Raw genomic sequence first — 24,925 nt, 5'->3', positions numbered from 1 at the left:
ATATAAAAACAGAGATTCCTGCTTTCGCAGGAAGTTGAGAGATGAAAATAAATTGGGGAACAGCAATCGTAATTGCATTTGTATGTTTTATTTCGTTTATCATGTACTTCGTCATTAGTATGAGTACAGATAAGAAATACGACCATGATTTAGTAGTTGAAGATTATTATGGCCAAGAGCTTCAATTTCAAACGGATATTGACCATGAAGAAAACGCCAAAAACTTAAAAACAAATATTAAATGGAAAAAGACCAATGATGGTATCGTTATTCAGTTTCCAGAAGATTTAGATATAAAAAATATTGAAGGAAAAGTGTTCCTATACAGACCATCTAACAAGCAATTAGATTTTGAAACTCCGATTTCACTATCTAACCATAATTTGCTCATACCTGACAAACGCTTGTTGGATGGTCGCTGGAACATTAAAGTAGATTGGAAATATAACACTAATTCTTATCTCTTTAAAACTGAAATCTCATATTAGATGTTAATTTCTGCTCTCATATTAGGCTTATTGGGAAGTTTGCACTGTGTTGGCATGTGTGGCCCAATAGCTTTTATGTTGCCTGTAGATCGTTCTAATTCTTTTAAAAAAGTGAGCCAAATAGGTGTTTACCATTTTGGTCGTCTATTAGCTTACAGTATTATCGGGTTGGTTTTTGGTCTGGTGGGAAAAAGTTTTTCCCTCTTTGGCATACAACAGCAACTTTCTATTATTATTGGGATTTTAATGATTGTTATAGTGCTTTTGCCTCATAAAACTATTGGCAAATACAACCTTTCAAAACCACTTTATAAGATTATTTCCAAAGTAAAATCGGCATTGGGAAAAGCCTTGAAAAAGAAAACCGCAGACACCTTTTTAACTATTGGATTCCTAAATGGCTTTTTACCGTGTGGCTTGGTCTATATGGCTGTATTCGGTTCCATAGCCACTGGCAGCTTGTTTGAAGGCAGTCTATATATGGTGTTATTTGGACTCGGCACCATTCCATTAATGACTTCAGCCATTTACTTAGGTAAATTCTTGAACAGTACGATCAAGCAACGTATCCAAAAGGCGATTCCTGTATTTGTGGTTATCATTGGTGCCTTATTTATTCTTCGTGGTTTGGGTCTTGGGATTCCTTACCTCTCTCCTGCTCCAATTGTAGAAATGGCATCTAGTGCTGTGGAGTGTCATTAATTATAAATCAATTCTTACACTATTATCCTAATTATTGATATATTTATTGCCTCAAATTTTATCAAAACTCAATCAGTGAAAAACATCTTTTTGGCATTACTATTTGGTGCTTCAACTTTAGCAACATTAGCTCAAGATGCTAGTGTAGAAAAATCAACATTTGGATTGCAAACTGGAATTTTAGGAATTTGGGCGCACAACGAAACTAAACTATCCAACTCAATTGCTCTGCGGAGTGAACTAGGTTTAGACGCTGGTCTTTTTAGTGAGAATTTTGAAGATGGTTCATTTTTTCTTTTTATTCCTGCAATTTCACTAGAACCACGATGGTATTATAATCTTAAAAAGAGAGTTAGAAAATCGCGACGAATAGATGGGAATAGCGGAAATTTTATTTCCATCAAAACCACGTATCATCCAGATTTAGTTATTGGTTCTATAGAAGATAATTTGAGTTTTATTAGTGACCTTACCATTATTCCTACTTGGTGAATTCGTCGTAATATTGGTAACCATTTTAATTATGAAACTGGTATTGGTATTGGGTATATTCATTATTTCAATGAAGACAACGTCCTTAATACTTTTGATGATGGCATAGCACTTAACCTTCATTTACGGATTGGATATCGCTTTTAGAAGTAAAACGTATAATTTTCAATAAGGACTTAATTTTCCAATGCATATATTTTAGTCTTTTTTTTAAGTACATGATAAAAATAGAATCAATGATTTTTTTGCCACAAATACACGAATCTTAATTTGCGATAGACTGAAAGTCTACATATTTTTGGAATAAACCACAGGTCTGTTTAATTTGTGACATAGATTGTCAATTATTTAATTGTTATTGTATCAAACGAGTGAATTCGTGTATTCGTGGCAAAATTTATAGCGGTTAAAACGATGTGCTTTATCGTAAATTCCCAAAAAATCCATTCGAAATGATATTATTAACACCTATTCTTTTCCCTTCGGGAAATTGAAAACATACTATACCAAAAAATTTTATCATGTAAACTTTGAGTCTTTTTTTTATACTTTAACAATAATCTTTTTGCTAAATGAACACAACCAATCAACCACAAACAAGTAAAGGTATATTAAGAAATCTGACCATTATTCATATGGCATTTTGTACCTCAATATTTCTATTTGGTATTGTTGTATTGTATGTAACAAAAAATCAGTTCATGAATTTTACCGATACTGAAGACCGTTTATTTTATGTCGTTCCTGTATTGGCAATTGTTGGTCCTTTAGTTAGTCAATATCTATTTAAAAAGACCATATTTAAGGCACATTCCAAATCTTCATTAATGGAAAAATTAATGCATTATCAAAGCTCCAAATTAATACAAATTGCTTTGATAGAAGGTCCTGCCCTTTTAGGAATAGTTGGATTTTTAACGACTTCTAATCAATATTATTTAATTTTTTCTGCTGCACTTTTAATTTATCTTGTAAGTCTTAGACCAACACCTTCGGATATTAGACCCAATCTGAATTTTAACGCAGAACAAGAACGGGAATTCAGGGATTTAACAAGGAAGTAATTTCAAAAAAAAAACGCCAAGGATTTCACTCCTTGACGTTTTCAACTTGATATAGAAACACTAACCAACAAATTACATCAAGTCTTATATTTTAAAGGTCATTACTGGTAATGTAGAATGATTTGCGATATCCTCAGAAACACTGCCTTCAAAAAAATGAGATAAGCCTTTTCTGCCATGTGTGGCGACCGCAATAACATCCGCACCAATAACATTGGAAAAATTTAAAATGCCTTTTTCTATAGAATAATCTGAAACTACATTGACCTTAGACATATTTTTTAGATCACCATCTGCTCTTTTCAAGAAATCAGCTATTTTTTTATCAATCTCTGAAGAACTTTTAAAGTTACCATCTGGAGAGTTCACATAAACTAAATGGATCTTAGCATCAAGTTTATCAAACGTGGCTCTTGCATTGAGATAAGGTTTCACTGCTTCCTCAGAAAAATCACAGGCAAAAACAACATCTTCAAAATCGAATAAAATAGGATTATGTTTAACCACTAACACCGGAATATCAGAATGTCGTACCACCTTTTCGGTGTTAGAACCGACCAGTACTTCTTTTATGCCACTAGCACCATGAGAACCCATTATAATAAGGTCAGCATTGTGCTCTTGGGCAACTTCATTGACCTCGCTCCAAACTTTAAAATGCTTAACAATTGGCGTCACTTTAATATCTTTTAAATAAGGCTTGTCTAAAAAGGTCTCAAATTTTTGCTCTGCTAATTTCAAATAAAAAACGGCTTCCTGGCTCAATGCTTCATGGGTTGAGGTTATAATCGCATTAGATAATTCCAACATATGCAACACGATAAGTTCGGATCCAAATTTTTGCGATAAACTCGCAGCAGCTTCAAGCGCAAATTCTGAATGCTCAGAAAAATCTACGGGTACAATTATTTTTTTCATTTTATTAGTTTATAAATTGTTGATGATGTTTAACTCTAAAATTATTCTTTAAGCCTAAATTGACATAACCACTTATATAGTCATGGAAAACAACTGTGTGTTTGGCTTTTTTCGTTGTAATAACAGATCGAATGCCATACATATATTTCTTATAAAGGGTTTTCCTTTTTCCATGACGGTTACGCCTTTTATTTCAAATTGAAGTAAACCATCAATTTCAAATTCTTTCAATTTCATGAGGACTTCCGGTAATTCTTCAAAGGTTAAACCTTCGTCTTTCCATGAGGTTTCAAAATTACACATCAGATTCAGGATGTGTTTTCTAATTTTTAAATCTTCCGAATTCAGAATATGGCCTTTAAACACAGGAATAATGCCTTCATCGATTAGATGGTAATACTCCTCAATCGACTTCACATTTTGAGCGAAACCATACCAACTATCACTAATTGAAGATACGCCCAAACCGATCATCGCTTGTGTTTTAGAGGCTGTATAACCCATAAAATTACGATGCAAAGTTTTGGTTTCCATGGCCTTGAAAAGTGAATCGGTTTTAAGTGCAAAATGATCCATTCCTATTTCAACATAACCCGCAGCTTCCAATTGTTGTTTTCCTGTTTCGTATTGCAAACGCTTAGATTCGGGAGATGGCAAATCGTTGTCATTAAATCCGCGTTGGCCGTTTCCTTTAATCCAAGGCACATGCGCATAACTGTAGAAGGCGATACGGTCTGGCATTAAAGCATTTGTCTTTCTGATCGTTTCAATAACATCGGTTTCAGTTTGAAATGGCAAACCGAAAATAATATCGTGTCCCACAGAGGTATAACCAATTTTACGAGCCAATTCGGTAACCCGTTTAACGTTTTCAAACGGTTGAATTCTGTGAATCGCAATCTGTACTTTTATGTTATAATCCTGTACACCGAAGCTAACACGTCTAAATCCTAAATCGAATAAAGTCTGTAAATGGGCTTCCGTAGTATTGTTAGGATGGCCCTCAAAACTGAACTCATAGTTTTCTGCTAAATCAGAACCTTTTAACAACTCAGAAATTAAAAAATTCAGATGTTCTGGTGAGAAAAAAGTCGGTGTACCTCCGCCGAGATGCAATTCCTTAATTTTAGGTTTGTGTTCCAATAGTTCACAATACAATTGCCACTCTTTTAAAACCGCTTTTATATAAGGCGACTCTACCTCGTGTCGTTTGGTAATGCGCTTATGGCATCCGCAAAATGTACAGAGACTTTCACAAAACGGTAGATGAATGTATAGACTTAAACCTTCAGAAGTGTTACTTTCTTCAAACGAGCGTTTCAATGACGCTTTCCATTGCGCCAAGGAAAAGGTATCCATATCCCAATACGGCACTGTTGGATAGCTCGTATATCGCGGACCCGCTACATTATACTTATTTATTAACGATTGACTCATACCCATGAATTATAGGTCAAAATTATCATTATAATTTCCCTTAAAATATGATTTTTGTCATGTAGACCATATTATAGTTATTGGATTAAATTATCTAAAGTTCAAAAATCGGAACTTTTATACCATTGGAACTTTTATTTCAAATTCTATTCAGGCTTAACTTAAATCGAAATAATATTATCACAAATACCTCTGTTACTTGCATAACTGCGTATATCTACTTACATTTAGCTAACTGAAAAAAACAATAAAATGAAAACTTTAAAATTATTCGTATTGTCTTGTGCGATACTATCTTTTATAGCGTGCAAAGACAACAAAAAAGACACAGACGCTACAGAAAATACCGAAATGAAGGAGGACATGGATAAAGATATGGACGACTCTTCAATGGAGAAAAAGCTGAGCATTACGCTTTCGCCTAAAAGCGACAGCAATGTAGAGGGCACTATTAACTTCACAGAGAAAAATGGTATGGTTACAATGGTAGGCACCGTTACTGGATTAGAAGAAGGCCAACACGCCATTCATATTCATGAGAAAGCCGACTGTTCTGCTAGCGATGGCACTTCTGCAGGTGGTCATTGGAATCCTACTGCACAACCACATGGTGCTTGGGGAGATGCTAGTGGTTACCATAAAGGAGACATTGGCAACATGACCGCAAATGCCAACGGACGTGCCACTATCACCAAAACTACAGATGAGTGGTGTATTGGATGTGGAGACGAGACTAAAGATATATTAGGCAAGTCCATAATAGTGCACATTGGTGTCGATGATTTAAAATCCCAACCCTCTGGTGCTGCTGGTGCTCGGATTGGTTGCGCAGGTATTATAGAATAACAAATTATAACTTAATAACAATTTAATTGTTAGAACTATTGCAGCAATTCACTTCCCCATTACTGTAAAAAATTCTAAGTGACATTTTTATGGTAAATATAGATACACTAGTGGATCAATTTCAGGCCAAGGACGAGATTGCATTCAAAAAACTCTATGATATGTATAGCAAAAGTATACATGGCGTGGTTTACAATATTGTAAAAGATACTGCAATTGCGGATGAATTGATGCAAGATGTTTTTATAAAGGCTTGGCATAAAGCTGATACTTACTCTTCAAAAAAAGGACGTTTCTTTACGTGGATTCTTAATATAGCACGCAATGCAGCTATTGACAAAACACGATCTAAGGCTTTTAAGCAATCAAAACAAAACCTACACGCCGATTATTTCGTAGATATAATAGCAGGTCATGATAATTTAGATGACAGCACAGATGCCATTGGCATTAAAAAATTTGTAACCCAATTGGGTGAAAAATGTAAAGCGGTTATTGAACTTCTTTACTTTAAGGGTTTTACCCAAAAAGAAGCTTCAGAAGAATTACAAATGCCCATTGGGACGGTGAAAACAAGAAACAGAAACTGTATTAAACAGTTAAGAGATATGGTATTATAACATGGATACAAAAACCTACATAGAATCAGGAATTCTAGAGCTATATGTAGCTGGACGACTGACTGAACAGGAAAATCAGGAGGTCTATGCACTCTTGAAACAATACCCAGAATTGTTACAAGAAGTATTAGAAATAGAAGGTGCTGTAGTAAAATTAACTGCAGCCGTATCGCCAAGAGCGAAGGGTTTTAATGCCATAAGGCCTCAAATAACTAATGACAGTAATGTTGTTGAGCTACCACCAAAAAAGCAAAATAATTGGATAGCCTACACAGGTTGGGCAGCTTCCATTTTATTGGCTGGCGGTTTACTCTGGACACTCAACCAGAAAACGGATTTAGAACAACAATTGAAAACGGCTGATATCGAAAACTTATATCTTGAAACACAAATAGAAGATGCCAGGACCGATTTGGCCGCGACCAAAAATCTATTGAATGTTATTAGAGATAAAGATATTATAGCCGTTCCACTTGGTGGTCAAGGCGATTATGCGTCATCGTTTGCAAAAGTCTATTGGAACAAAGCAGACAACACCATTTATGTTGATGGTGAAGGTTTGCCTAACGCACCAGATGGTAAAGTTTGGCAAGTGTGGTCGTTAACATTAAACCCTTTAACACCAACAAGTTTGGGTACTATTGACGATTTCAATACCGATGACAATAAAATATTTACCATTGCCAATGCGAACGAAAGTCAAGCGTTCGGTATTACTTTGGAACCAGAAGGCGGAAGCGAGTCTCCAACTATGGAACAGCTTTATGCGCTTGGTGTAGTTAGTGCAACTCCGTAGAAGTTAATAATAACGTTATAAAATAATTGAAACCACCTGGTGTAAGCTTGGTGGTTTTTTGTTTTAAGATATCCCAATTTAATTCTAGTTTTTTTCTGCGTATTTTGTATATCGTTTATTGCACACTACGTTCAATACCAGTTTTTTGCGCTTTCCTTTAACTATAATTCGCTCTTAAAGGTTGGAAACATACTATTTCTTGTATAGTCAATGCACTTGCTAGATTGAGAAAAGAAGAGCTGAAAAATTAATTGTTTGACCAAAGTTAAGTAAAAGAATGTGAGAATATACTCTTCATAATTCGGACTCTACTTTATTATACAAAGTTGAACTGATAGCTATAATTGAATAGAAAAAACAAAATGGCAATATATAGCAATATGCCATACTAAAGTCAAATTGAATCCATCTAAAGTACATCCCATAAAAAAAAAGCGACCTAAAAATTTAGGTCGCTTTTTTGATTATTTAAATGCTACGTATAACTACTTGGTAATAATTGTCAATTCATCTACAATATGCTTGGCGTTTGAGTATTTATCTATTAACCAAAGCACGTATCTAATATCTACATTGATGGTACGTTGTAAATCTTTATCAAAAATAACATCGCCAGCCATGGCTTCGATGTTTCCGTCAAAAGCCAATCCAATCAATTCGCCATTTCCATTGACAACAGGAGAACCAGAATTTCCGCCAGTAATGTCATTATCGGTTAAGAAGTTTACAGGCAATTGTCCATGTTCATTGGCATAACGACCATAGTCTTTCTTTTCATAAATATCCAACATACTCTGATCCAAATTAAATTCGCTATCATTTGGCTTATATTTTTTAATCATACCTTGCAAGGTGGTATAATTATTTTCATCGGCATCGTTTCTTTTGTCTGCAGGTAAAGCTCTCACTTTTCCATAAGATAATCTTAAGGTAGAGTTGGCATCAGGATATTGGATATCGCTCAATCCTGATTCGCGCAATCCTTTGACCAATAACCTAAAAGACGCTTCGAAATCATTTTCTGGTTGCACTAAGTCTTCTGGCACTTCTCTATACTTATCCAATAGTTGAGTCGATAATTTTAGTAAGGGATCGTTTTCTAAAAGTGCTTCATCTGGATAGTGTAAAAACGCTAATGCGCCTTCTTTGGAGGTAAAAATGCTCAGGTTAAAAATAGCATTAACATAGGCAGAAAAATCATTGTCATTTTTTTGTCCTACTTCTGCAACCAAATCTGGTAAGGAATAATTGGATTTAGATGCCAATAATCCCAATTGTTTGGCCAAAACTTCCTTTTCCAATGGTAAATAAAAGTCTTTATAAGAATCTTCTACAAAAGCCTCTAATCGTGGTTTCAGATTTTACGCTCCGCTTCTTCTGCACCTGCATATTGTTTAAATGCAGAACCAATTCTGTATGGCAAAACCGAAAACTTACTTGATCTCAACAAGCCTAATAAATAATTAGTCTGCTTTGCTTTTTCGTTGGTTAAATCGTAATAGTTATTGATATTTTCAATGACGTTACCGTATTTGGCTTTGTTATCTTTTTTATTTGCCCATTTTTCAAATTTATTTTCAATCTTGGTCTTTTTTTCAACAGTCTTATGCTCGGTCAGTGCCTTAATCATTCCTGCTCTGTTTTTCCAATAGTTCGCAATACTTGCATAAGATGAGGCGTACATTAGATTTACGGATTCATCCTTGTCCATGTATTTTTTCATAATATCCATGCTTAGCTTTGAGCCTTCTACCCAAGCAGGATATGCATATTTTACATTTTGCTCTACACCTTGGGCAGGCATCCAACGGTTGGTACGACCTGGATATCCTAAAATCATGGCAAAGTCGTTTTCCTCTACACCATCAATATTTACAGGCAAATGGTATTTGGCTTTTAATGGTACGTTGTCTTCAGAATAGGCTGCTGGTTGTCCGTCTTTATCTGCGTAAACCCTGAACAATGAAAAATCACCAGTATGTCTTGGCCATTCCCAGTTGTCTGTGTCTCCGCCATATTTACCAACATTTTCCGGAGGTGTTCCTACTAAACGAACATCCGAGTAATCTTCATAAACAAAATAGTAAAATTCATTGCCTTGGTAAAATGAACGTACGGAAACGGTGTATTTTCCACCTTCGTTATTTTCTTGTTCAATTTTGGCGATTTCTTTGTTAAGAGCCGCTTCCCGTTCTTTTTCGCTCATGTTATCATTAACTTGGGCCAACATTCGTTCAGAAACGTCATCCATACGGACAAAAAAGCGAACATATAGGCTTTCTGGTTTCATTTCTTCTTCCAATGAACCTGCCCAAAATCCATTTTTTAAATGGTTTTGTTCTGCAGTAGATAATTCAGCAATAGCATCGTAACCACAATGATGATTGGTTAATACCAAACCGCTATTGGAAACGATACTTGCAGTACATCCGCCATTGAATTGCACAATAGCATCTTTTAGACTCTGATTGTTAACACTGTAGATTTCCTCAGGCGTTAATTGTAAGCCCATTTTCTGCATATCGCGATAATTCAAGCGCTCAATATGCATTAAAAACCACATACCTTCATTTGCCATTGCTGACGAAAATGAAATTATAAAAGCAATAATTGTAAGGGATATTTTCTTCATGTTTTGTTGTTTTGATTTTAGCGCTAAAAATACTGAAATTTAAACTCTTTTTAGAAATGATAAGTTAAAAGGTTGCATTCATTTCCTACATTAATCTGAACTAAGAAAGTAACTCGTTCAGCATAAGAGTTATACTTATTAAAGTTAATATCTTATTCAATTGAGCAACGGTCAAGTTGGTATCTCAGTTATTTTTAAGTTATATAAAATAGACCATGCAAAACCTTAATAATTTAGTAGAACAATTTCAAAATAAAAATGAAAATGCATTTGAAAAATTATATGAGATGTATTCAGAAAGCATACATGGCGTAATTTTCAATATTGTGAATGATAGAGCTATTGCAGACGAACTTACACAAGACACTTTTATTAAAGCATGGAATAACGCCGCGTCCTATTCAACTGAAAAAGGACGTTTTTTCACCTGGATTCTAAACATTGCACGTAACACAGCCATAGATACATTAGGAACAAAATCTCTACAGCAGTCTGAAACGCATCTCAATTCAGATTCGCTTAAAAACGATTTTTCAAGTCCAGATAATCTTGACCAAAGCACAGATGCTATTGGTATCAAGAAATTTCTACCTAAACTATCTTCAAAACGATGTAAGCTTATTGAACTACTTTTTATAAAAGGCTTTACTCAAAAAGAAGTTTCAGAGCATTTAGATATGCCTATAGGTACTGTAAAAACCAGAAGTAGAGATGGCATTTAAGGGTTTACGACTTATGGATTTGTGAAATCTGATGATTCGTCGTACTAATTACAAACACTTCTCAACTACATTTTAATCATAAAAACACCCACTCTTTCGAGCAGGTGCTTTCCCTAACAAAAAAACTCAAAAAACATCATGAGCAACTCATGATACGATTAATCTTAATCAGAGATTAATCTTTTTTGCTAGTCACCAATCAACTAAACTTAATCTGCTTCCCCACAAATCAAGTGCTGAAAGTTTTTTAAAATCTATAGCTACATTGAATATTTATGCCGTTTCTAAAGACGGAATCAGTTCATTGAGCATTAATCCTTTTATATTTTTGGCAGTAACATTAACAAAGAACAACTCATCACAGAAGTGCTAAAATTTGCGCTGTCATCTTTATAATTGCTTGATTTTAGTTTTCATTAAAGGGCCTAATTCATAAAGACTAGCAATTAATTCTTCCTTTAAAGGCTTTATTTTTTCCGTTTTCCCTGCAGCTTTGTAAATCTCAGCTACATGATATAACACTGCTGGTTCAAAGGTTTTACCATCTACGTATGCTTCGATAATTTGATTTGCTTTTTCAATATTGCCTTGTTTAAAGTAACTCCAAGCCAATAAATCGTAAGATTGTGGTGTTGGTCTGTTCTCTACTTCAATTTTGGCGATTTCCAAAGCCATTTCTGGATTTAATAATTCATCCGTATAAAGTGAGACGTTATAACCATTGTACATATCACCATAGTGCTTATTATTTAATGCCGTTTGATAATTTTGAATAGCATCAGATTTTAAGGTTTCATTATTTTGAAACTCTGCAATTTCAGCTTTTAACAAATCATAATCCGGAGCGTTATAGTATGTGGTGACATGATTCAATATGTTCAAGGCTTCTTCAGGATTGTTCTCATGAGAATACACAATCCATGCAATACCTTTTTTAGCATAGGCGTCATCTGGATCTAATTCTAAAGCTTTTAGAAAATAAGTATATGATTTATCAATATCTCCAGCATGACCGTAAAAGTCTGCTATGTTGGTATAAGACCATTGTCTTAATGATTTGATTTTAGAAGACTCGGCAATTGCCATAGCCTTTTCCATGTTTTGAATAGCTCCATCTAAATTACCATTATGGTCTTCCCATTTTGATAATCGGATTAAATAATCGAAACTAGATTTGTTTTTAATGTCTTTTAAATAGACTTCAGCATATATGTAGTTGCCTAATTCTAAATGTACATCGAAGAGCATTTTTTTAGTGTTATTTAATTTCGCTCCATTTAATTCGGCTTTTTTGAGTAGCTCTAACGCTTCTTTAAAACGGTGTTGAGAAATATAATTTGCAGCTAAACTTCTTAATATGCTTGCCTTGTTGTAATTAGTAGCTTCATTAGCAGCTATAAGGTCTTTTTCGGCTTTTATTAAATAATCGATATTACCGGTTTTACTGAAAACTCCAGTATAAGCACCAGACCGACTTACGTAATAAGGAAACTGATTAGGTGCAGCCTCTATTTTATCTGTCCAAAAATCGACATCAACAAATAATTCTGAACTGTCTATTTGTGTAGTTAAATGACTGCTATAATCTAATGTATTAGTCACATTATCTGAATTGGAATTACAACTCAGTATTGTGGCTATTAATATAACGGGAAGTATGTTTTTGATATGCATGACTAATTGTTTTTTGAGATTTATAAAGTGTTAAAGAATAATCTGAAATGAGATTATATAATCTCATTCCAGAATACTATATCATTCGCCTACCATGGAGACGCTAAGTAAGGAAATGATGATAAAAAGTCTTTATCATTTCCATCTACATTATCAGTTACCAATCCAGGTACTTCAGGATTTGTTAATCCTTCTTCTCCACCGAATATGAGTATCAGTTCTACATCGATAACATCATCTGCTAAGGTTCTACCTGTTAAAGTGGCACCAGAATTCGGGTTAAAGAAAGTTGTTTCACCATCTAAGGAAACCGTAAGTACATCTGTAGCTAATACACCTGCAAATGCCTCAGCCGTAAGACCTAATGCGTTAGCGTCAGTAGGAGTTGCAGGATCATAAGCAGGACTCAAAGCTTCTAATTTGGCCTGAAATGGTCCAGCAAACATTGCTCCCATGTTCGAAGGGATTGTAGTGTTAAAGGCATCTTTCATTCCATCATTAACCAATACCGTATTAATTGCTGGTCTAGCCATTTGATCTTGTGTAACAAATGTTCCGGAAAAATCAGGACCTGTTGGAATGTTTATGCTATCATCGTCATTGTTACAATTAAGAGCTGTCATCGACGCTATAATTGCTACTGCGAATATTTTTATATTGTTAAATTTCATAATTTTTAAATTTTAAAGTTTTTTGAGATTATTGTTTTCTTTTTGTTTCCACCCAAGTATGTATAGAACCTGAACCACCAATCATAGATTTTGGTACTTCGACAACCACAGATAATACATTTGTACCCATAAAGCTGTCAGTACCTGGATCATTGAAACTAGTTGCGTTGCCCATAATGACTTCAGTATATTGACCAAAGTCAAAAAAGAAAGGATCATCTCTTGGTCCTGCAAAATACTTGATTCCACCAGACTCTTCTACAACTGTAGGTTGTCCATATTCTGAGATATCGACCACACCTTGATTTGCAGCAAGAGTATTGATAGTACTATTCAATGTTGTACTTCCAGCTGGATATGGTCCAAAAAAGTACATTTTTCCATCTCTTGGAATTGCTTGAATAACTAAATCCTCAACTGCATCAGCTGGATTGTTAGTATCAATGTTAATTTCGAACATTACATTCTCATCAAAATCAGCATTACCAGTTGTGGAAGGCGTTAAGAATCCTTGCACGTTAGCTACGAATGCTATACTGTTACCTGTTGAGCCTTGAAAGGCATAAAAGTCTGTGATGTCAGATAAACTACTTGTTCCACCACCATCAACTGCAGGCGCATCAATGTGATCTGCTGCAATGGCAACAAATGTCGCAATACCTAATATTGCTGTTGCGATTAAAATTTTTGTTTTTTTCATAATTTTGAGATTTTTTTTAATTAATTTGTGTCTCTGCTCTACTTACGAAAAAATGAAAGGGTCGGTTTTGTTAAAACTTTGTTAACGAAATTATTTCGTGGTTTTTCACTATAAAAAATTAACTTTGTAGCTTCAAACCAAACCTTATGAATCCATCAGCTAATGGCTGGATAAAAAAATTACTCAACCAGGTTTCTGAAACCAAGTATTCTGAGACGGATAACAACGAGTTTTACAATCGCCTAAAACAAGCTGGATTTATTTATGGAAGCAATATCAAGGTGGTTTTAGATATTGTTAAACCTTTCGATTTTACTGAAGAAGAACGCTGCAAAATCAATTTGCTACTTTCGTTTTACTTCATATACGTCAAGGAAAATCCTGATGATGATTTTATCGAGAGTTTAATCCTGTACTATAAAACGATCAGCGACCAAAAGCGCTCGTTTTTTGAAGAGTTATTTGGAAACAAAAAATCTGATTATCTTTTGGAACAGGTGATTCATAAACGTATTCACATTGACGATAATTTTATTTCCAAAAGTTTCAATTATTTCTTGATCAATGCCCTTTTATTCGTTGATATATTGGGATACCATCGTTTTCTAAAAAATGAAAAGGGCGTTAAATCTTATGTTACGAATCTTGAATCTGCCCTAGAAACGATTGTTTTCTCAGTTATAGATAATAAATCCGAAAAATCAGAATATGATGAAAACCTCATCAAATTGTTTGAGAGCTCTATAAGACATAAAAATTCGGAATTGCCCACATACGAAAAAGCAGTATCTTTTATTCATGAACCTTTAGAGAAATTGTATGTTATTGACTTGGTCTGTATGGCGTCTTGGACAGATAAGGTCATTGATATGGAAGAACGCGAATTCCTAGTCCGCTTAAAAGATGATTTGAATCTTGATAGTGCAAGCGTTGCGCAATCCGTTAATGACATCAATTTATTTTATGATGAACATAAAGATGACGTTGCCTTTTTAAGTTCTAAAAATTTAGCACAGAGTTTTTATGACAATAGCAGTAAAATTGTTTCTAAACTTATTACAAGAAACAGTAAACGACTCATTAAAGAATTATCGGAAAGTAAAGAAGCGATGTACCTTTTGGCACAATCCACAACACGAAACCTTACGGATGAAGAGCAAAAGAAAATTCAATCGCAATTAATGGATATTTTTAAGTCCATTCCAAGTTTGGCTATTTTCATGTTACCAGGTGGCATGCTGCTATTACCTCTGTTTGTGAAGTTTATTCCTAAATTATTGCCTTCGGCTTTTGATGAAAATAGAATAGAAGATAAAAAGTAATGTTACTTAGTCTTACCTTCTATATATTCTAAAACAGCCTCCTTAGTGGTGAACCAATTGCGCCCTTCTTTATGAGCATCTATTTTACCTTGGCGAGCCAACAAACTAATGTATTCTTGGCCATAAGGCACCTCTGGCTCTTTAACGATATCAGAAATAACCTGATATTCTTTATCTGCCCCAGGAATGGCACTTAGATAACTATTTAAGGTACGTTCTGCGGCCTGACTCATTAGCAACATCAGTTTTGCATAGTTACCACTATTGGCTTGGCTTAGTGCCGAATAATACTTAGCTCTATCATTAGTAAGGATTATAGCTGGCGGAAAACCAGAACGCATCAATAATAAATTCATTACAAGACGAATGGTACGACCATTGCCATCAAAAAATGGATGAATCCAGACAAACTTATGATGAAAAACAGTAGCGAGCTCTATTGGATTTAACCCTTGCGGATTAGTATTTATATAAGTTATTAAACTATCGAAATACTCCGATACCTTACGAGCATTTGGCGGGACAAAATTAGCACCTGAAATACGAACACCTGCATGTCTTAAACGACCTGCATACTCATCTTCAATAGAACGCAATACCAAACCATGAAGGGGATATCCTTAGCATTTAAGATATAATTTTCATCTACTAAAGTATAAAGTTTATGGATGGCAGTTTCATGGTTTTTAGCTTCAAAATGCTCTCTTAGTGATTTTCCTTTGATAGTAATGCCTTCTTGCAATACCATTTGGGTTTCTCTCAGACTAAGTTTATTACCCTGTATACTATTACTATTGTAAGTCCATTCTATGAGGAGAGCTTCCTTAATATTTTGCAAAACAATATTGGGCAACGGTCTTGCTGTATTTAAAATCTTGACCTTTTCCAATAACCGTAAAAATGTTTGCTCTAAATATTTTCTATATGTTATCTCTACATTCCACATACCACAAAGATGCAATTTTTATCGGGTAATTAAATATTTTAATCTATCCGATATTTATTCTAACCAGTTCTTAAAATCCTTTACACGCTCTCTTGCCACAATAATTTGTTGCTCATTGAAACGGTTCAATTTTATCTCGAGTCTGGAGTTGGTGTAACTTACGATATCCTTAATGGCATTGATATTTACATAGAATTTTCTACTAATCCGGAAGAATACGTCTGGCTCTAATTCATGCTCTAATTGATCTAAGGTTGCATCCAATAGATAATTCCGTCCATCCTTGGTAAAGGCATAGGTACCTTTATTCTCACTGTAGATGCATTCAATATCTTCAATATTAATCAATTTTAAATGCTGTCCGACTTTTACCGAAAAACGTTTTTTATACTCTCGTTCAATTGGGTTTACCAACAAGTTTTTTATGTCATTAAAATCTAAGGTTACGGATTGTTTTTGTGGAGTTCGTCCATTATATTTTTCAACGGCGGTTTTTAGGTCATCATCATCAATCGGTTTTAATAAATAATCAATGCTATTCAGTTTGAAGGCCTGCAGCGCATATTCATCATAAGCGGTTGTGAAAATCACAGCTGATTTAATATCAATCGCTTCAAAGATTTCAAAAGACAATCCATCACTTAACTGAATATCCAAAAAAATCAAATCTGGATGTTCGTTGTTTTGAAACCATTCTATCGATTCTTCAACCGAGTGCAACATAGTTTCAGCATTTATATCAATAGCCTTTAACATGCGCTGCAGTCGTCTTGCGGATGGTTTTTCGTCTTCTATTATAATAACGTTCATTCTATGATTACTTTTTTCTGATTATTAATTTATTCCCAAAAGGTGGTCTTCTCATCTTTCTCTTTCAAAAATTTCTCTACTTTTTTATCCTCCCAACTTTTTTTGAACATTCGCTTTTCATTAAAAATCTTGAATCCGTGCACAATTATAATTACCGTCCAAACACCAATAATACTCAGGTTAAGACTTATAATATTATCCTTATATGGTCCGGAAACAATATATAAATTATACAATAGAAGTGCTACAAAAACAAAATATGCTGCTAAATGAATATAGAAAAGCCTAAGCCGTCTTACTTTCTTTTTTGCATTTTCCAAACACTGTCTTTCGTCATCAGTCATTTTTATAATTATTTGATCTTACGAGAATACTGTTGCTTAAACTTTAAGAGCACTACCAATAGCTGCAATATTTTCTGGTGGAATGCCTTCAATTAGAAGTTAAGTATCTAAATATAAGAGTTTGTGGTATATGGTTTATATTTAAAAGTAAGTAAATTCACTTTAAACTTTACACGGAACACTTTTTACTTTTTACTTATTACTTTACACTTTATAATTCTTACTGAGACTGAGACCCGCCCGAACATCACTTTTCGGTAAGGGCAGGCTGAGACTGAAAACTAAAATCACTCCCAGTGTTCCTTTTCTTTCTTCATGTATTCGTTTATTTTCTTGTTTTCCCAATCCTTTCCAAAAAGAAAATTTGGTCCAAAAACTCCTAAAAAATGAAATATCAATCCTATGCCCCAAAAAATGGCTGTGGCATATGGCCCAAAACCTGTAAAACCGGCATTGACACCTATAAGTATGACTAAGAACAAATTCACAACGACATAAACCGCTAAATGCCAGTAAAATCCAACAATAGCATCTACCTTTTTCTTAGCTCTTAAATACGCCTCTTCTTTTCTATAATCCTTTGAGTCTTTATGCTGATCGTAAGGTTCTATACTATATTTTTCCATTAGACTATTTTTTTAATTGTTTTGTAATTCATCTTCCATGAACTTTTCAATTTTTCGCTCTTCCCAGTCTTCTCCTAAAATCATTGGAAGTCCAAATACTGAAAATGCATGTAAGGCAATTGCAATTCCCCAAATCATCCATGTGATTACAGTGGCAAAATCAAAAAATGCCTCATTAAACGTTTCTCCGTTATTGATGTTATTCATTATCTTAACGGCTGTAATCACAATGTTTATAACCATATAAACCGTTAAGTGAATATAAAAGGCCTTTAACTTTTCAACCTTATGTCGTGCTTTTATAAATTTTAAATTAGAATCCTGTGTTTTCATATTCATCTGTTTTAAATCAAATCAATTAACTCATCGGCATTCAATTTGAGTATGAGTTCCTTCTCTAAGGGAAGGCTAGGAAGGGATTAATTCCATCGCTCTTTTTGATCTTCTTTCTTCATGTATTCTTCAATTTTTCGTTTTTCCCAACCAGCACCTAAAGCACCATCATCCACAAAAACCCGGTAAGCCTGAAAAACCAGACTTAGTCCCCAACCTATCATGGGAAACCAAAACCATTGTATGGTAAAGCTAGAAAATTGATACCATATAAAAATTAGAAACGGTATTACTAAACAGTAAGAAATTAAACTATAGTAAAAGCCTTTTAACTCTTCTACGCGCTTACGAGCTCTTACATAATCGTCATTGAGCCGTGCTTGAGATTTTTGTGTGGTTCTCATGATTGATACTTGTTTTGTGAGCATAGGAATCGCAACCGCAAAATCCTTTTCTCGTTGATTGATGTGTACTTTTCTATTTGAAAGCAGTTGATAACGCTGTTTTATATTTTCCAATCCAACGCCACTACTCTTCTTTACGATTTGCTTGGGCTGAAGATTGTTCATTACAACTAAGTAATCGCCATCCTCATATATTTTAACATGCAATGGTTTGCTCGATGTGACCATATTGTGCTTTACGGCATTTTCTAATAGCAATTGCAAGGATAGTGGTACCACCTTACTCTCAGGGTTTGAGGCATTATCCGGAATTTCGAAAATAATACTATCCTCAAATCTCATTTTCAAGAGCAACATGTAGGTTCTGGCGAAATTCAACTCTTCGTCAACCGTTACCAATTCCTTACTTTTCTGTTCTAAAACATAACGATAAACCTTAGATAGAGAGGTTGTGAACTTCTGTGCATTTTCAGGATTTTCCTCAATTAAGCTGGTCAGTACATTTAGACTGTTAAACAAAAAATGCGGATCCAATTGGTTTTTTAGGGCATCAAATTTGGCACTTGCCGTACCAGCAATAACCTTCTGTTCTTTTATTTTATTCTTTTGATAACGATTGTAGAAATATATGATATGAAAAACAGTTATAATACTTAGTGTAATCCATAACCCAAAAGAATAACCTCTCCAAGATTCTCCAGCAATAAACCTTTCAAATTCTATATCATAAATAACAACAGCCGTGAAAACCCTTAAAAGGAAAAGTCCAATTAACGTAATTGTTGTAGCTCCTATGATTCCGATGATCACACGTTTTATAGTATCTCCAGTTTTCCAATTTTGCTTTTCCATATAATCGAAAAACGCCATATTACTGTAACCTAAAACAAAGGCATAGAGTTGATAAAATCCAAAGTCAATCAAAAAGTCATTTACTGATTTGAATTCAAAACCTTCGAAAAACAGATGTCCTACCAAAAATACAGCGGTTCCAATACCGAAGGTTAGAAAGATTCTCTTTAATGACTTTTTCATGGTTTATAGTTATTGCTTTTTGTTCCGATAGTTAGCGAAAACTAAAGCCTCATTGGCTAATTCATTTCTTTTGAACTTCAATATTGTTTAAGATTTACATTCTTTAGCAACCTGTTCTGCGCGTTCCTTTCCCCAATTTGGATGTAACGCACTCTCTGGCTTAAAGGTATCAAAAAGTTCAATGGATGCTTCTATGTCCTTACAAAATGGTGCTTTATCCTGCCCAAAATATTTGGCGCTTCCCATAGCCCATTCTGCTTTACCTAAAGCTGCTCTCGGATTTGTTGGATCCAATGCTGTAGCTTTTTCATACAGCTCAGCTACTTTTGCACCATATTTCATGCCGTAGGTCATGCCATCAAAAGCCACCCAATTCGTTAAGACTTGTGCTTGCATAACAAGTAATTCAGCATTATTTTCACTGATAAGCATGGCAGCATCCAAATGCTCTTGTGCTTTATCTAGTTGTGCTTTCAAAATCGTTTCGTCTTTTTCTGTCCAGCTCTTTAAGCTGTTAATCTGCGCGATGTAGTAATTAGGCAACCATTCTTTTGGTTCGGCTTTAGCAATGCGCTCAAACATGTTTTCGGCTTCGTCGGTTTTACCATTTTGCCAAAGTTCAAAGGCTTTGGTCATTCCTTTTTCAAAATTCGTTTGTGCTTGTGTCATTCCTGAAAGTAACAGAACAGCGATGATGATTAGATGTCTCATTATAGTGATGGTTTTTAATTAAAGTGTTATCGTTATTGATTTGTTTCCTTTTAATTCGAATTTAGCGTCCTTCCAATCTGGTGGTCCCATAAAACCTGTGGCTCCATTAGAACAACCGTAATCTTCTTTCGGAATTCCAAACATGGCAGTATCAAATTTACCATTGTCATTTTCATCATGAAAAATCGAAACTGCATAAGTTCCTGAAGGGAGATCTTCAAAAGTAATGGCACAAGCCTTATTTCTTATACTGCTTTTTGAAGCTTTAAAGGGTTTGCTTAAAAATCCTGATTCGGAATCATAAAGTGCTATAAATATGTGACCGTTGTTGTTATCGGCTTCTTCAACGTTTACGGTCATTGTAAATGTATCTTGAGCTTGTGTTTGAAAACTAAATAAGCTAATCAAACAAATTAGTGTAATTTTTACGTGTAAATTCATGGTCTATGGTTTTGTTTGATACAAATATCGAATACAAATGCGGCTTTGTAAAATTGAAATTACCGAAATGTATGTTTTTAATGACGAATTGTAATTTATTGAAATTTCTCTAAGTACATGTACAAAACAATAGTGTTTTAAATTTCAAGTTTCCAATGGGAAACGAATTCGTGGTAATTAATTGGTTTCAATTTCCTTGTTGGAATATTTATGTTAATGCATTTCGCTTTAACCACTATCAATTTCGCTACGAATACACTAATTTACTTGTTCTCATAAATACTGGAGTAAAACTGGACTATCCATATCACAAATGAAACAGACTGAAAGTCTGTTAAAAAAATAAATTCTCATTCCATATATAGCTATTTAACCTAACAACATAAAATTCGAGTATTCGTGGCAAAAAAAATTCCGCAAAAAACAGTAACTTAGTAAGCCGTTTCTCTACTAATCTTTGACAATACAATTTTTTCAACCAATAAAAGCCAACCAAAATGAAGCACATTAAATTTATTATTGCGTTAACCTTGCTATCAACCTTAGCCTTTTCGCAAACCGACAAACGATTAAAAGGTATTGAAAAGCAATTCAATTCCGTTTTAGAAAGCACAAAAGCACCAGGTTTTGCCGTAGCTATCGTCGAAGGCGATAAAATTATCTATGCCAAAGGTTTTGGTTATGCGGATTATGAAAACAAAGTTCCTGCTGATGCCAACACCCTTTTTGCCATTGGCTCTACTACCAAAGCCTTTACGTCTGCACTTTTAGGATTGCATCGCGAGAATGATGAATTATCGTTTGATGATAGTCCCAGAAAACACATTAAGGAACTCGAGTTTTTTAATAATGATATGAATAACCAAATCACCATTAAAGATCTGATGAGGCACAGCACAGGTTTGCCAAGACATGATGGCTCATGGTATTTTTTCCCGAGTCATGACAAGGATAGTTTGGTCGCCAAGATAAAATACCACGAACCATTTACTGGTGTACGCCAACAATGGTATTACAACAATTTTGGGTTTTTGTTACAAGGCGTCATTACCGAAAGAATCACGGGAAAAACCTGGGAAGATAATATTGAAAACGAATTCTTTGAGCCGTTGGGCATGAATCGTTCCAATACCACGATTGAAGCCATGAAATCTAGCTCTAATGCCGCTTTAGGCTACAAGCTCGATGCAGAGAGAAACATTGAAAAAACCGATTACTATGATATTGCTGCTATGTCACCTGCAGGAAGCATTAACAGTTCGGTCAATGATATGAGCCAATGGTTGATCACTTGGATTAATAACGGAAAATATAAAGACGAGCAAATTATTCCTGAAAATTATGTAAAAGAAGCGATGAGTTCGCAAATGGTTGTCGCAGCCGGATTGCCTTCAGAGGAATTACCAGAAGCGCAATTCGCCAATTACGGTTATGGTTGGTTTTTGCATTCTTACAAAGGGCATTATATGGTAGAACATGGTGGTAATATCGATGGCTTTTCAGCAAGTGTCGCCTTATATCCATCCGATAGTTTAGGCATTGTGGTCTTGGCCAACCAAAATGGTTCCCAAGTGCCAAAACTTATTAGAAATATTGCGGCCGATTATATGTTGAAAGTAAATAAAACCGAATGGGCGAAAAAGCATAAGGAAGATACCGAAAAAGCTTTGGAAGCATTAGAAGAAGCCAAAGAAGACATGGGAATTTCCAATGTAAAAAACACCAAACCGTCACATACTAAAATAGATTATACAGGCGCCTATGAAAACAAGGGCTATGGGAAATTTGACATTGTAATGGAAAACGATTCCTTGTTCTCTGAACTTAACGAAGACCGACAATACCTCAACCATTTTCATTATGATACGTTTGAATTTATCGATGTGAAAAACGGGAAAGTTGATACCACAGCCATAGGAAGTTCCATAAAAATAAACTTTAGTACCAACACTGCAGGCGATATAGATTATGGCCATATTGATATTGAAGGCCTATTGGATCCCATAGCTTTTAAACGGACACCAAACACCATAGATGTCGATGCCAAAACCTTGGAGCAGTACGTTGGGAAATTTGATTTGATGGGACAGGAAATAAAAGCCTATATAAAGGATGAAAATGTGCTTTATGTTTTTGTGCCAGGCCAACCAGAATATGCCTTAGTACCCACAGCAACGCACAAGTTTAATTTTAAAACTTTAGAAGGTTTTAAGGTTGAGTTTATTGAATCTGATGATAAAAGCATTAACGAAGTTAAATTCATTCAGCCCAATGGGACGTTTGTGGCTAAGCGGAAGGTTGAGGATTAGGAAAACCAAAAGCTTTAGAGCATTGCGTCTTAAAATTAAAAATGTATTTATTTAAAACTTTTTTGTAGTAGATAGAAGTCTTTTTTATGTCAAAGATTTCTAGAAAATTAAAAGATCACTTGACAATTTGTTAAATATGACTAACTTTATAATAGACAACCCAGAAGTATAGACTTAAGCGAAATAACGTTACTTTTATGGCTTAAGTAACGTTATATGGGTGTTGTACACCATTTGAGAAAAACATATCGCATAGAATTAAACGGAGTAAAAATCGGAACAACTGATTTTGAATTTGCGGATACACCAATGGGAGTTATCCACGGAAAAATCAATTTTGATGACGTGGAGTCGCCTTATGAACTTTTTAGAAATCATTGTAAAAAATATAAGGTTCAAATAAACGATGACGAACCGAAATTAAAGTTGATTGATACTGTTGTAATTCCCGAACTGAAAGTTTACTTGGAAAGCGGAACTGAACTGAATGGTTGGGGTGGAGCTATAACTGGAATGGATAACGAAGAATATGAAATCCAGTTTGGCGGAATTACTTCCGAGCTAATGCAAACTGAATTTAAACATCATTATGACGAATATTACGGAACTTAATAAAAAATATAAAAATGAGTTGGGACATTGTGCTTTTTAATTCAAAACAGAAAATAGAATCAGTTACGGAATTGGATGAAAACCAACTCGAATCGACTGATTTTGACGGAATTTTGGAAGCCTCATTTGACCGAATTAATAAAGATGATAATCACAGAGAAATAGTCGGAACTGATTTCACAATTGACTTTATTGTACATAATAAATCTGTGAGCAATACAGTGTTAAGTTTATATGGAGAAAATGGACTTTACGAACTAATTAAATTAGCAAAAAAACATAATTGGCAAATTTTTGACTCTGGAATTGGAGAAATGATTGACTTGGAAAATCCAGAGAAAAACGGATTTGAAAATCACAGAAAATATGTCGAGCAAATATTAAAACGGAAATAAAAACGGTGTACAACAAAGTACTGTGCTAAAAAACAGATAAAACTCCATCAATTTTTCACTAGCGTGCTTTTATATTCATGGTCAAATGTCAATCCTGATTTAGCGATTGCAAAAGCTTGTTTTAAGAGCTTGTTTTAAGAGCTTGTTGCATACTGCAATTAATGCCACTTTTTTACAATTTTAAAAGCAAATTAGGATCAGGACAATTCAATTGATAAAATTCCAAATCCGCTTTATTACAAACACCAGGATAATCTCCTTCATAATCCTGAATATCTTTTAGGATTTGAAAATGTAAATGTGGTGGATAATCGCCATTCACTTCAGCTGTTCCCAATGTTGCTATTTGCTCACCTTGCTTCACCTCTGCTCCGACTTTTATCTGCGTAATAGAATCTAAACTCAAATGACCATACAGGGTGTAAAATGTAAAATTAGAGATATCGTGTTTTAAAATCAGCGCTGGGCCATAATCACCATAATTGGTATTGTTTTTAAAACTATGAATGCTGCCTTCCAAAGGCGCAAAAATTGGGGTTTCAGCCTCTATCCAAAGGTCTAAACCTAAATGAATATTGCGTTCTAGTTCGGTGTTTTGCTGGTTGAAATAAATGCTGCGCTGATAAATGCCGCGTAGTTCTAAATAACCGCCGTAAGCGACTTTTGCATTATGGGCTGTAATGTGTTTCCAAATGAATTGCTCCAAATCATTTGACGATGAAATATTAACAGTCTTTAGTTCGTCATTGTGAATAGATAAATCAAGAGGAGTAAAATTGTTTGCTGTTATAATAAAATCAAACAATGACTCAGCTTGGAGCGATTTTAATAAGTTCTCAAAATTTGAAATAGGCATAAAAAAAATTTCCATAAAA

Annotated in this window: 27 protein-coding genes and 2 pseudogenes; 12 read left to right on the top strand and 17 right to left on the bottom strand. The window is 34.5% G+C overall.

The window, feature by feature from the left end; all coding sequences use genetic code 11:
• Window positions 1-41 precede the first annotated feature (41 nt).
• The 4 genes from HM990_RS05150 (at window position 42) to HM990_RS05135 (ending at window position 2,746) form a co-directional block, all read left to right on the top strand.
• Window positions 42-488, top strand: coding sequence for a FixH family protein (locus HM990_RS05150; RefSeq protein WP_178987914.1), 447 nt, complete (start codon window positions 42-44; stop codon window positions 486-488).
• Window positions 489-1,190 (top strand): sulfite exporter TauE/SafE family protein, encoded by a 702-nt coding sequence (locus HM990_RS05145; protein ID WP_178987913.1) that lies wholly within the window; start codon window positions 489-491, stop codon window positions 1,188-1,190.
• Between the two features lie 75 nt (window positions 1,191-1,265).
• A complete protein-coding gene (locus HM990_RS05140; RefSeq protein WP_229719376.1) occupies window positions 1,266-1,682 on the top strand; it encodes a hypothetical protein in 417 nt (138 codons plus the stop codon).
• Between the two features lie 572 nt (window positions 1,683-2,254).
• Window positions 2,255-2,746 carry a hypothetical protein gene (locus HM990_RS05135; RefSeq protein WP_178987912.1) on the top strand — a complete coding sequence of 164 codons (492 nt, stop codon included), beginning with the start codon at window positions 2,255-2,257 and terminating at the stop codon, window positions 2,744-2,746.
• Window positions 2,747-2,830: 84 nt separating this feature from the next.
• Here the strand turns inward: HM990_RS05135 and HM990_RS05130 are convergent, their stop codons facing one another.
• Window positions 2,831-3,664, bottom strand: a complete 834-nt coding sequence (locus tag HM990_RS05130; protein WP_178987911.1) for a universal stress protein — start codon at window positions 3,662-3,664, stop codon at window positions 2,831-2,833.
• A gap of 72 nt (window positions 3,665-3,736) precedes the next feature.
• On the bottom strand, window positions 3,737-5,101 hold the full coding sequence (gene hemN, locus HM990_RS05125) for an oxygen-independent coproporphyrinogen III oxidase (protein ID WP_178987910.1): 1,365 nt from the start codon (window positions 5,099-5,101) through the stop codon (window positions 3,737-3,739).
• Between the two features lie 252 nt (window positions 5,102-5,353).
• On the opposite strand from hemN, the gene HM990_RS05120 reads away from it, so the two are divergent.
• The 3 genes from HM990_RS05120 to HM990_RS05110 all read left to right on the top strand — a co-directional run bounded on the left by HM990_RS05120 (window position 5,354) and on the right by HM990_RS05110 (window position 7,363).
• Window positions 5,354-5,947, top strand: coding sequence for a superoxide dismutase family protein (locus HM990_RS05120; RefSeq protein ID WP_178987909.1), 594 nt, complete (start codon window positions 5,354-5,356; stop codon window positions 5,945-5,947).
• Window positions 5,948-6,036: 89 nt separating this feature from the next.
• Window positions 6,037-6,567 (top strand): RNA polymerase sigma factor, encoded by a 531-nt coding sequence (locus HM990_RS05115; protein ID WP_178987908.1) that lies wholly within the window; start codon window positions 6,037-6,039, stop codon window positions 6,565-6,567.
• Window position 6,568: 1 nt separating this feature from the next.
• A complete protein-coding gene (locus HM990_RS05110; protein ID WP_178987907.1) occupies window positions 6,569-7,363 on the top strand; it encodes an anti-sigma factor in 795 nt (264 codons plus the stop codon).
• Window positions 7,364-7,848: 485 nt separating this feature from the next.
• Here the strand turns inward: HM990_RS05110 and HM990_RS05105 are convergent.
• A pseudogene (locus HM990_RS05105) lies at window positions 7,849-9,995 on the bottom strand (S46 family peptidase).
• A gap of 215 nt (window positions 9,996-10,210) precedes the next feature.
• On the opposite strand from HM990_RS05105, the gene HM990_RS05100 reads away from it, so the two are divergent.
• Window positions 10,211-10,717: an RNA polymerase sigma factor gene (locus tag HM990_RS05100; protein ID WP_178987906.1), complete on the top strand. Its 507-nt coding sequence runs from the start codon at window positions 10,211-10,213 to the stop codon at window positions 10,715-10,717.
• A 390-nt stretch (window positions 10,718-11,107) separates the two neighbouring features.
• Here the strand turns inward: HM990_RS05100 and HM990_RS05095 are convergent, their stop codons facing one another.
• The 3 genes from HM990_RS05095 to HM990_RS19920 all read right to left on the bottom strand — a co-directional run bounded on the left by HM990_RS05095 (window position 11,108) and on the right by HM990_RS19920 (window position 13,762).
• The gene (locus HM990_RS05095; protein WP_178987905.1) at window positions 11,108-12,391 is read right to left on the bottom strand and encodes a tetratricopeptide repeat protein; all 1,284 of its coding nucleotides are present in this window, start codon (window positions 12,389-12,391) and stop codon (window positions 11,108-11,110) included.
• Between the two features lie 89 nt (window positions 12,392-12,480).
• Complete coding sequence (locus tag HM990_RS19925; protein WP_178987904.1) at window positions 12,481-13,062, bottom strand: DUF4331 family protein; 582 nt, start codon at window positions 13,060-13,062, stop codon at window positions 12,481-12,483.
• A 28-nt stretch (window positions 13,063-13,090) separates the two neighbouring features.
• The gene (locus HM990_RS19920; RefSeq protein ID WP_178987903.1) at window positions 13,091-13,762 is read right to left on the bottom strand and encodes a DUF4331 family protein; all 672 of its coding nucleotides are present in this window, start codon (window positions 13,760-13,762) and stop codon (window positions 13,091-13,093) included.
• 146 nt (window positions 13,763-13,908) lie between these two features.
• Here HM990_RS19920 and HM990_RS05080 point away from each other — a divergent pair, with 146 nt between their 5' ends.
• Window positions 13,909-15,084 (top strand): LETM1-related biofilm-associated protein, encoded by a 1,176-nt coding sequence (locus HM990_RS05080; protein ID WP_178987902.1) that lies wholly within the window; start codon window positions 13,909-13,911, stop codon window positions 15,082-15,084.
• A 2-nt stretch (window positions 15,085-15,086) separates the two neighbouring features.
• On the opposite strand, the gene HM990_RS19815 is transcribed toward HM990_RS05080, so the two are convergent.
• The 9 genes from HM990_RS19815 to HM990_RS05040 all read right to left on the bottom strand — a co-directional run bounded on the left by HM990_RS19815 (window position 15,087) and on the right by HM990_RS05040 (window position 20,734).
• Entirely contained in the window at window positions 15,087-15,680 is a 594-nt protein-coding gene (locus HM990_RS19815; protein ID WP_229719375.1) for a Fic family protein, read from the bottom strand.
• Window positions 15,644-16,030 (bottom strand): hypothetical protein, encoded by a 387-nt coding sequence (locus HM990_RS19810; protein ID WP_229719374.1) that lies wholly within the window; start codon window positions 16,028-16,030, stop codon window positions 15,644-15,646. Before HM990_RS19810 ends, HM990_RS19815 begins: the two co-directional genes overlap by 37 nt.
• Window positions 16,031-16,084: 54 nt before the next feature.
• Entirely contained in the window at window positions 16,085-16,840 is a 756-nt protein-coding gene (locus HM990_RS05070) for a LytR/AlgR family response regulator transcription factor (protein WP_178987901.1), read from the bottom strand.
• Window positions 16,841-16,869: 29 nt separating this feature from the next.
• On the bottom strand, window positions 16,870-17,184 hold the full coding sequence (locus HM990_RS05065; protein WP_178987900.1) for a 2TM domain-containing protein: 315 nt from the start codon (window positions 17,182-17,184) through the stop codon (window positions 16,870-16,872).
• 287 nt (window positions 17,185-17,471) lie between these two features.
• A complete protein-coding gene (locus tag HM990_RS05060; protein ID WP_178987899.1) occupies window positions 17,472-17,810 on the bottom strand; it encodes a 2TM domain-containing protein in 339 nt (112 codons plus the stop codon).
• 12 nt (window positions 17,811-17,822) lie between these two features.
• The gene (locus tag HM990_RS05055; RefSeq protein ID WP_178987898.1) at window positions 17,823-18,143 is read right to left on the bottom strand and encodes a 2TM domain-containing protein; all 321 of its coding nucleotides are present in this window, start codon (window positions 18,141-18,143) and stop codon (window positions 17,823-17,825) included.
• Window positions 18,144-18,229: 86 nt separating this feature from the next.
• Window positions 18,230-19,582: a histidine kinase gene (locus tag HM990_RS05050; protein ID WP_178987897.1), complete on the bottom strand. Its 1,353-nt coding sequence runs from the start codon at window positions 19,580-19,582 to the stop codon at window positions 18,230-18,232.
• 87 nt (window positions 19,583-19,669) lie between these two features.
• Window positions 19,670-20,293 (bottom strand): tetratricopeptide repeat protein, encoded by a 624-nt coding sequence (locus tag HM990_RS05045; RefSeq protein WP_178987896.1) that lies wholly within the window; start codon window positions 20,291-20,293, stop codon window positions 19,670-19,672.
• Window positions 20,294-20,311: 18 nt separating this feature from the next.
• Window positions 20,312-20,734 carry a DUF2141 domain-containing protein gene (locus HM990_RS05040; protein ID WP_178987895.1) on the bottom strand — a complete coding sequence of 141 codons (423 nt, stop codon included), beginning with the start codon at window positions 20,732-20,734 and terminating at the stop codon, window positions 20,312-20,314.
• A gap of 497 nt (window positions 20,735-21,231) precedes the next feature.
• Between HM990_RS05040 and HM990_RS05035 the strand changes: the two genes are divergently transcribed.
• From HM990_RS05035 to HM990_RS05025, 3 genes are all read left to right on the top strand, one after another.
• Window positions 21,232-23,043 carry a serine hydrolase gene (locus tag HM990_RS05035; protein ID WP_178987894.1) on the top strand — a complete coding sequence of 604 codons (1,812 nt, stop codon included), beginning with the start codon at window positions 21,232-21,234 and terminating at the stop codon, window positions 23,041-23,043.
• 216 nt (window positions 23,044-23,259) lie between these two features.
• The gene (locus HM990_RS05030) at window positions 23,260-23,655 is read left to right on the top strand and encodes a hypothetical protein (RefSeq protein ID WP_178987893.1); all 396 of its coding nucleotides are present in this window, start codon (window positions 23,260-23,262) and stop codon (window positions 23,653-23,655) included.
• A 14-nt stretch (window positions 23,656-23,669) separates the two neighbouring features.
• Complete coding sequence (locus HM990_RS05025) at window positions 23,670-24,050, top strand: hypothetical protein (RefSeq protein ID WP_178987892.1); 381 nt, start codon at window positions 23,670-23,672, stop codon at window positions 24,048-24,050.
• A gap of 47 nt (window positions 24,051-24,097) precedes the next feature.
• Here the strand turns inward: HM990_RS05025 and HM990_RS19995 are convergent.
• A pseudogene (locus HM990_RS19995) lies at window positions 24,098-24,224 on the bottom strand (IS110 family transposase); the annotation flags it as partial.
• On the bottom strand, window positions 24,223-24,921 hold the full coding sequence (locus tag HM990_RS05020) for a peptidoglycan DD-metalloendopeptidase family protein (RefSeq protein WP_229719373.1): 699 nt from the start codon (window positions 24,919-24,921) through the stop codon (window positions 24,223-24,225). The gene HM990_RS05020 and the pseudogene HM990_RS19995, both read right to left, overlap by 2 nt.
• Window positions 24,922-24,925: the final 4 nt, after the last annotated feature.

The sequence above is a fragment of the Winogradskyella schleiferi genome, from assembly GCF_013394655.1.
Lineage (GTDB): Bacteria > Bacteroidota > Bacteroidia > Flavobacteriales > Flavobacteriaceae > Winogradskyella > Winogradskyella schleiferi.
This window is presented reverse-complemented; position numbering and strand designations above follow the sequence as displayed.

Coding starts and splice junctions, on each gene's coding strand:
- HM990_RS05070 (WP_178987901.1), bottom strand. CDS start 16,840: ATGAACGTTATTATAATAGAAGACGAAAAACCATCCGCAAGACGACTG.
- HM990_RS05020 (WP_229719373.1), bottom strand. CDS start 24,921: ATGGAAATTTTTTTTATGCCTATTTCAAATTTTGAGAACTTATTAAAA.
- HM990_RS05025 (WP_178987892.1), top strand. CDS start 23,670: ATGAGTTGGGACATTGTGCTTTTTAATTCAAAACAGAAAATAGAATCA.
- HM990_RS05050 (WP_178987897.1), bottom strand. CDS start 19,582: ATGAAAAAGTCATTAAAGAGAATCTTTCTAACCTTCGGTATTGGAACC.
- HM990_RS05030 (WP_178987893.1), top strand. CDS start 23,260: ATGGGTGTTGTACACCATTTGAGAAAAACATATCGCATAGAATTAAAC.
- HM990_RS05130 (WP_178987911.1), bottom strand. CDS start 3,664: ATGAAAAAAATAATTGTACCCGTAGATTTTTCTGAGCATTCAGAATTT.
- HM990_RS05095 (WP_178987905.1), bottom strand. CDS start 12,391: ATGCATATCAAAAACATACTTCCCGTTATATTAATAGCCACAATACTG.
- HM990_RS19810 (WP_229719374.1), bottom strand. CDS start 16,030: ATGTGGAATGTAGAGATAACATATAGAAAATATTTAGAGCAAACATTT.
- HM990_RS05060 (WP_178987899.1), bottom strand. CDS start 17,810: ATGGAAAAATATAGTATAGAACCTTACGATCAGCATAAAGACTCAAAG.
- HM990_RS05115 (WP_178987908.1), top strand. CDS start 6,037: ATGGTAAATATAGATACACTAGTGGATCAATTTCAGGCCAAGGACGAG.
- HM990_RS05045 (WP_178987896.1), bottom strand. CDS start 20,293: ATGAGACATCTAATCATCATCGCTGTTCTGTTACTTTCAGGAATGACA.
- HM990_RS05150 (WP_178987914.1), top strand. CDS start 42: ATGAAAATAAATTGGGGAACAGCAATCGTAATTGCATTTGTATGTTTT.
- hemN (WP_178987910.1), bottom strand. CDS start 5,101: ATGAGTCAATCGTTAATAAATAAGTATAATGTAGCGGGTCCGCGATAT.
- HM990_RS19925 (WP_178987904.1), bottom strand. CDS start 13,062: ATGAAATTTAACAATATAAAAATATTCGCAGTAGCAATTATAGCGTCG.
- HM990_RS05065 (WP_178987900.1), bottom strand. CDS start 17,184: ATGACTGATGACGAAAGACAGTGTTTGGAAAATGCAAAAAAGAAAGTA.
- HM990_RS05100 (WP_178987906.1), top strand. CDS start 10,211: ATGCAAAACCTTAATAATTTAGTAGAACAATTTCAAAATAAAAATGAA.
- HM990_RS05035 (WP_178987894.1), top strand. CDS start 21,232: ATGAAGCACATTAAATTTATTATTGCGTTAACCTTGCTATCAACCTTA.
- HM990_RS05040 (WP_178987895.1), bottom strand. CDS start 20,734: ATGAATTTACACGTAAAAATTACACTAATTTGTTTGATTAGCTTATTT.
- HM990_RS05120 (WP_178987909.1), top strand. CDS start 5,354: ATGAAAACTTTAAAATTATTCGTATTGTCTTGTGCGATACTATCTTTT.
- HM990_RS19920 (WP_178987903.1), bottom strand. CDS start 13,762: ATGAAAAAAACAAAAATTTTAATCGCAACAGCAATATTAGGTATTGCG.
- HM990_RS05110 (WP_178987907.1), top strand. CDS start 6,569: ATGGATACAAAAACCTACATAGAATCAGGAATTCTAGAGCTATATGTA.
- HM990_RS05135 (WP_178987912.1), top strand. CDS start 2,255: ATGAACACAACCAATCAACCACAAACAAGTAAAGGTATATTAAGAAAT.
- HM990_RS05145 (WP_178987913.1), top strand. CDS start 489: ATGTTAATTTCTGCTCTCATATTAGGCTTATTGGGAAGTTTGCACTGT.
- HM990_RS05055 (WP_178987898.1), bottom strand. CDS start 18,143: ATGAAAACACAGGATTCTAATTTAAAATTTATAAAAGCACGACATAAG.
- HM990_RS05080 (WP_178987902.1), top strand. CDS start 13,909: ATGAATCCATCAGCTAATGGCTGGATAAAAAAATTACTCAACCAGGTT.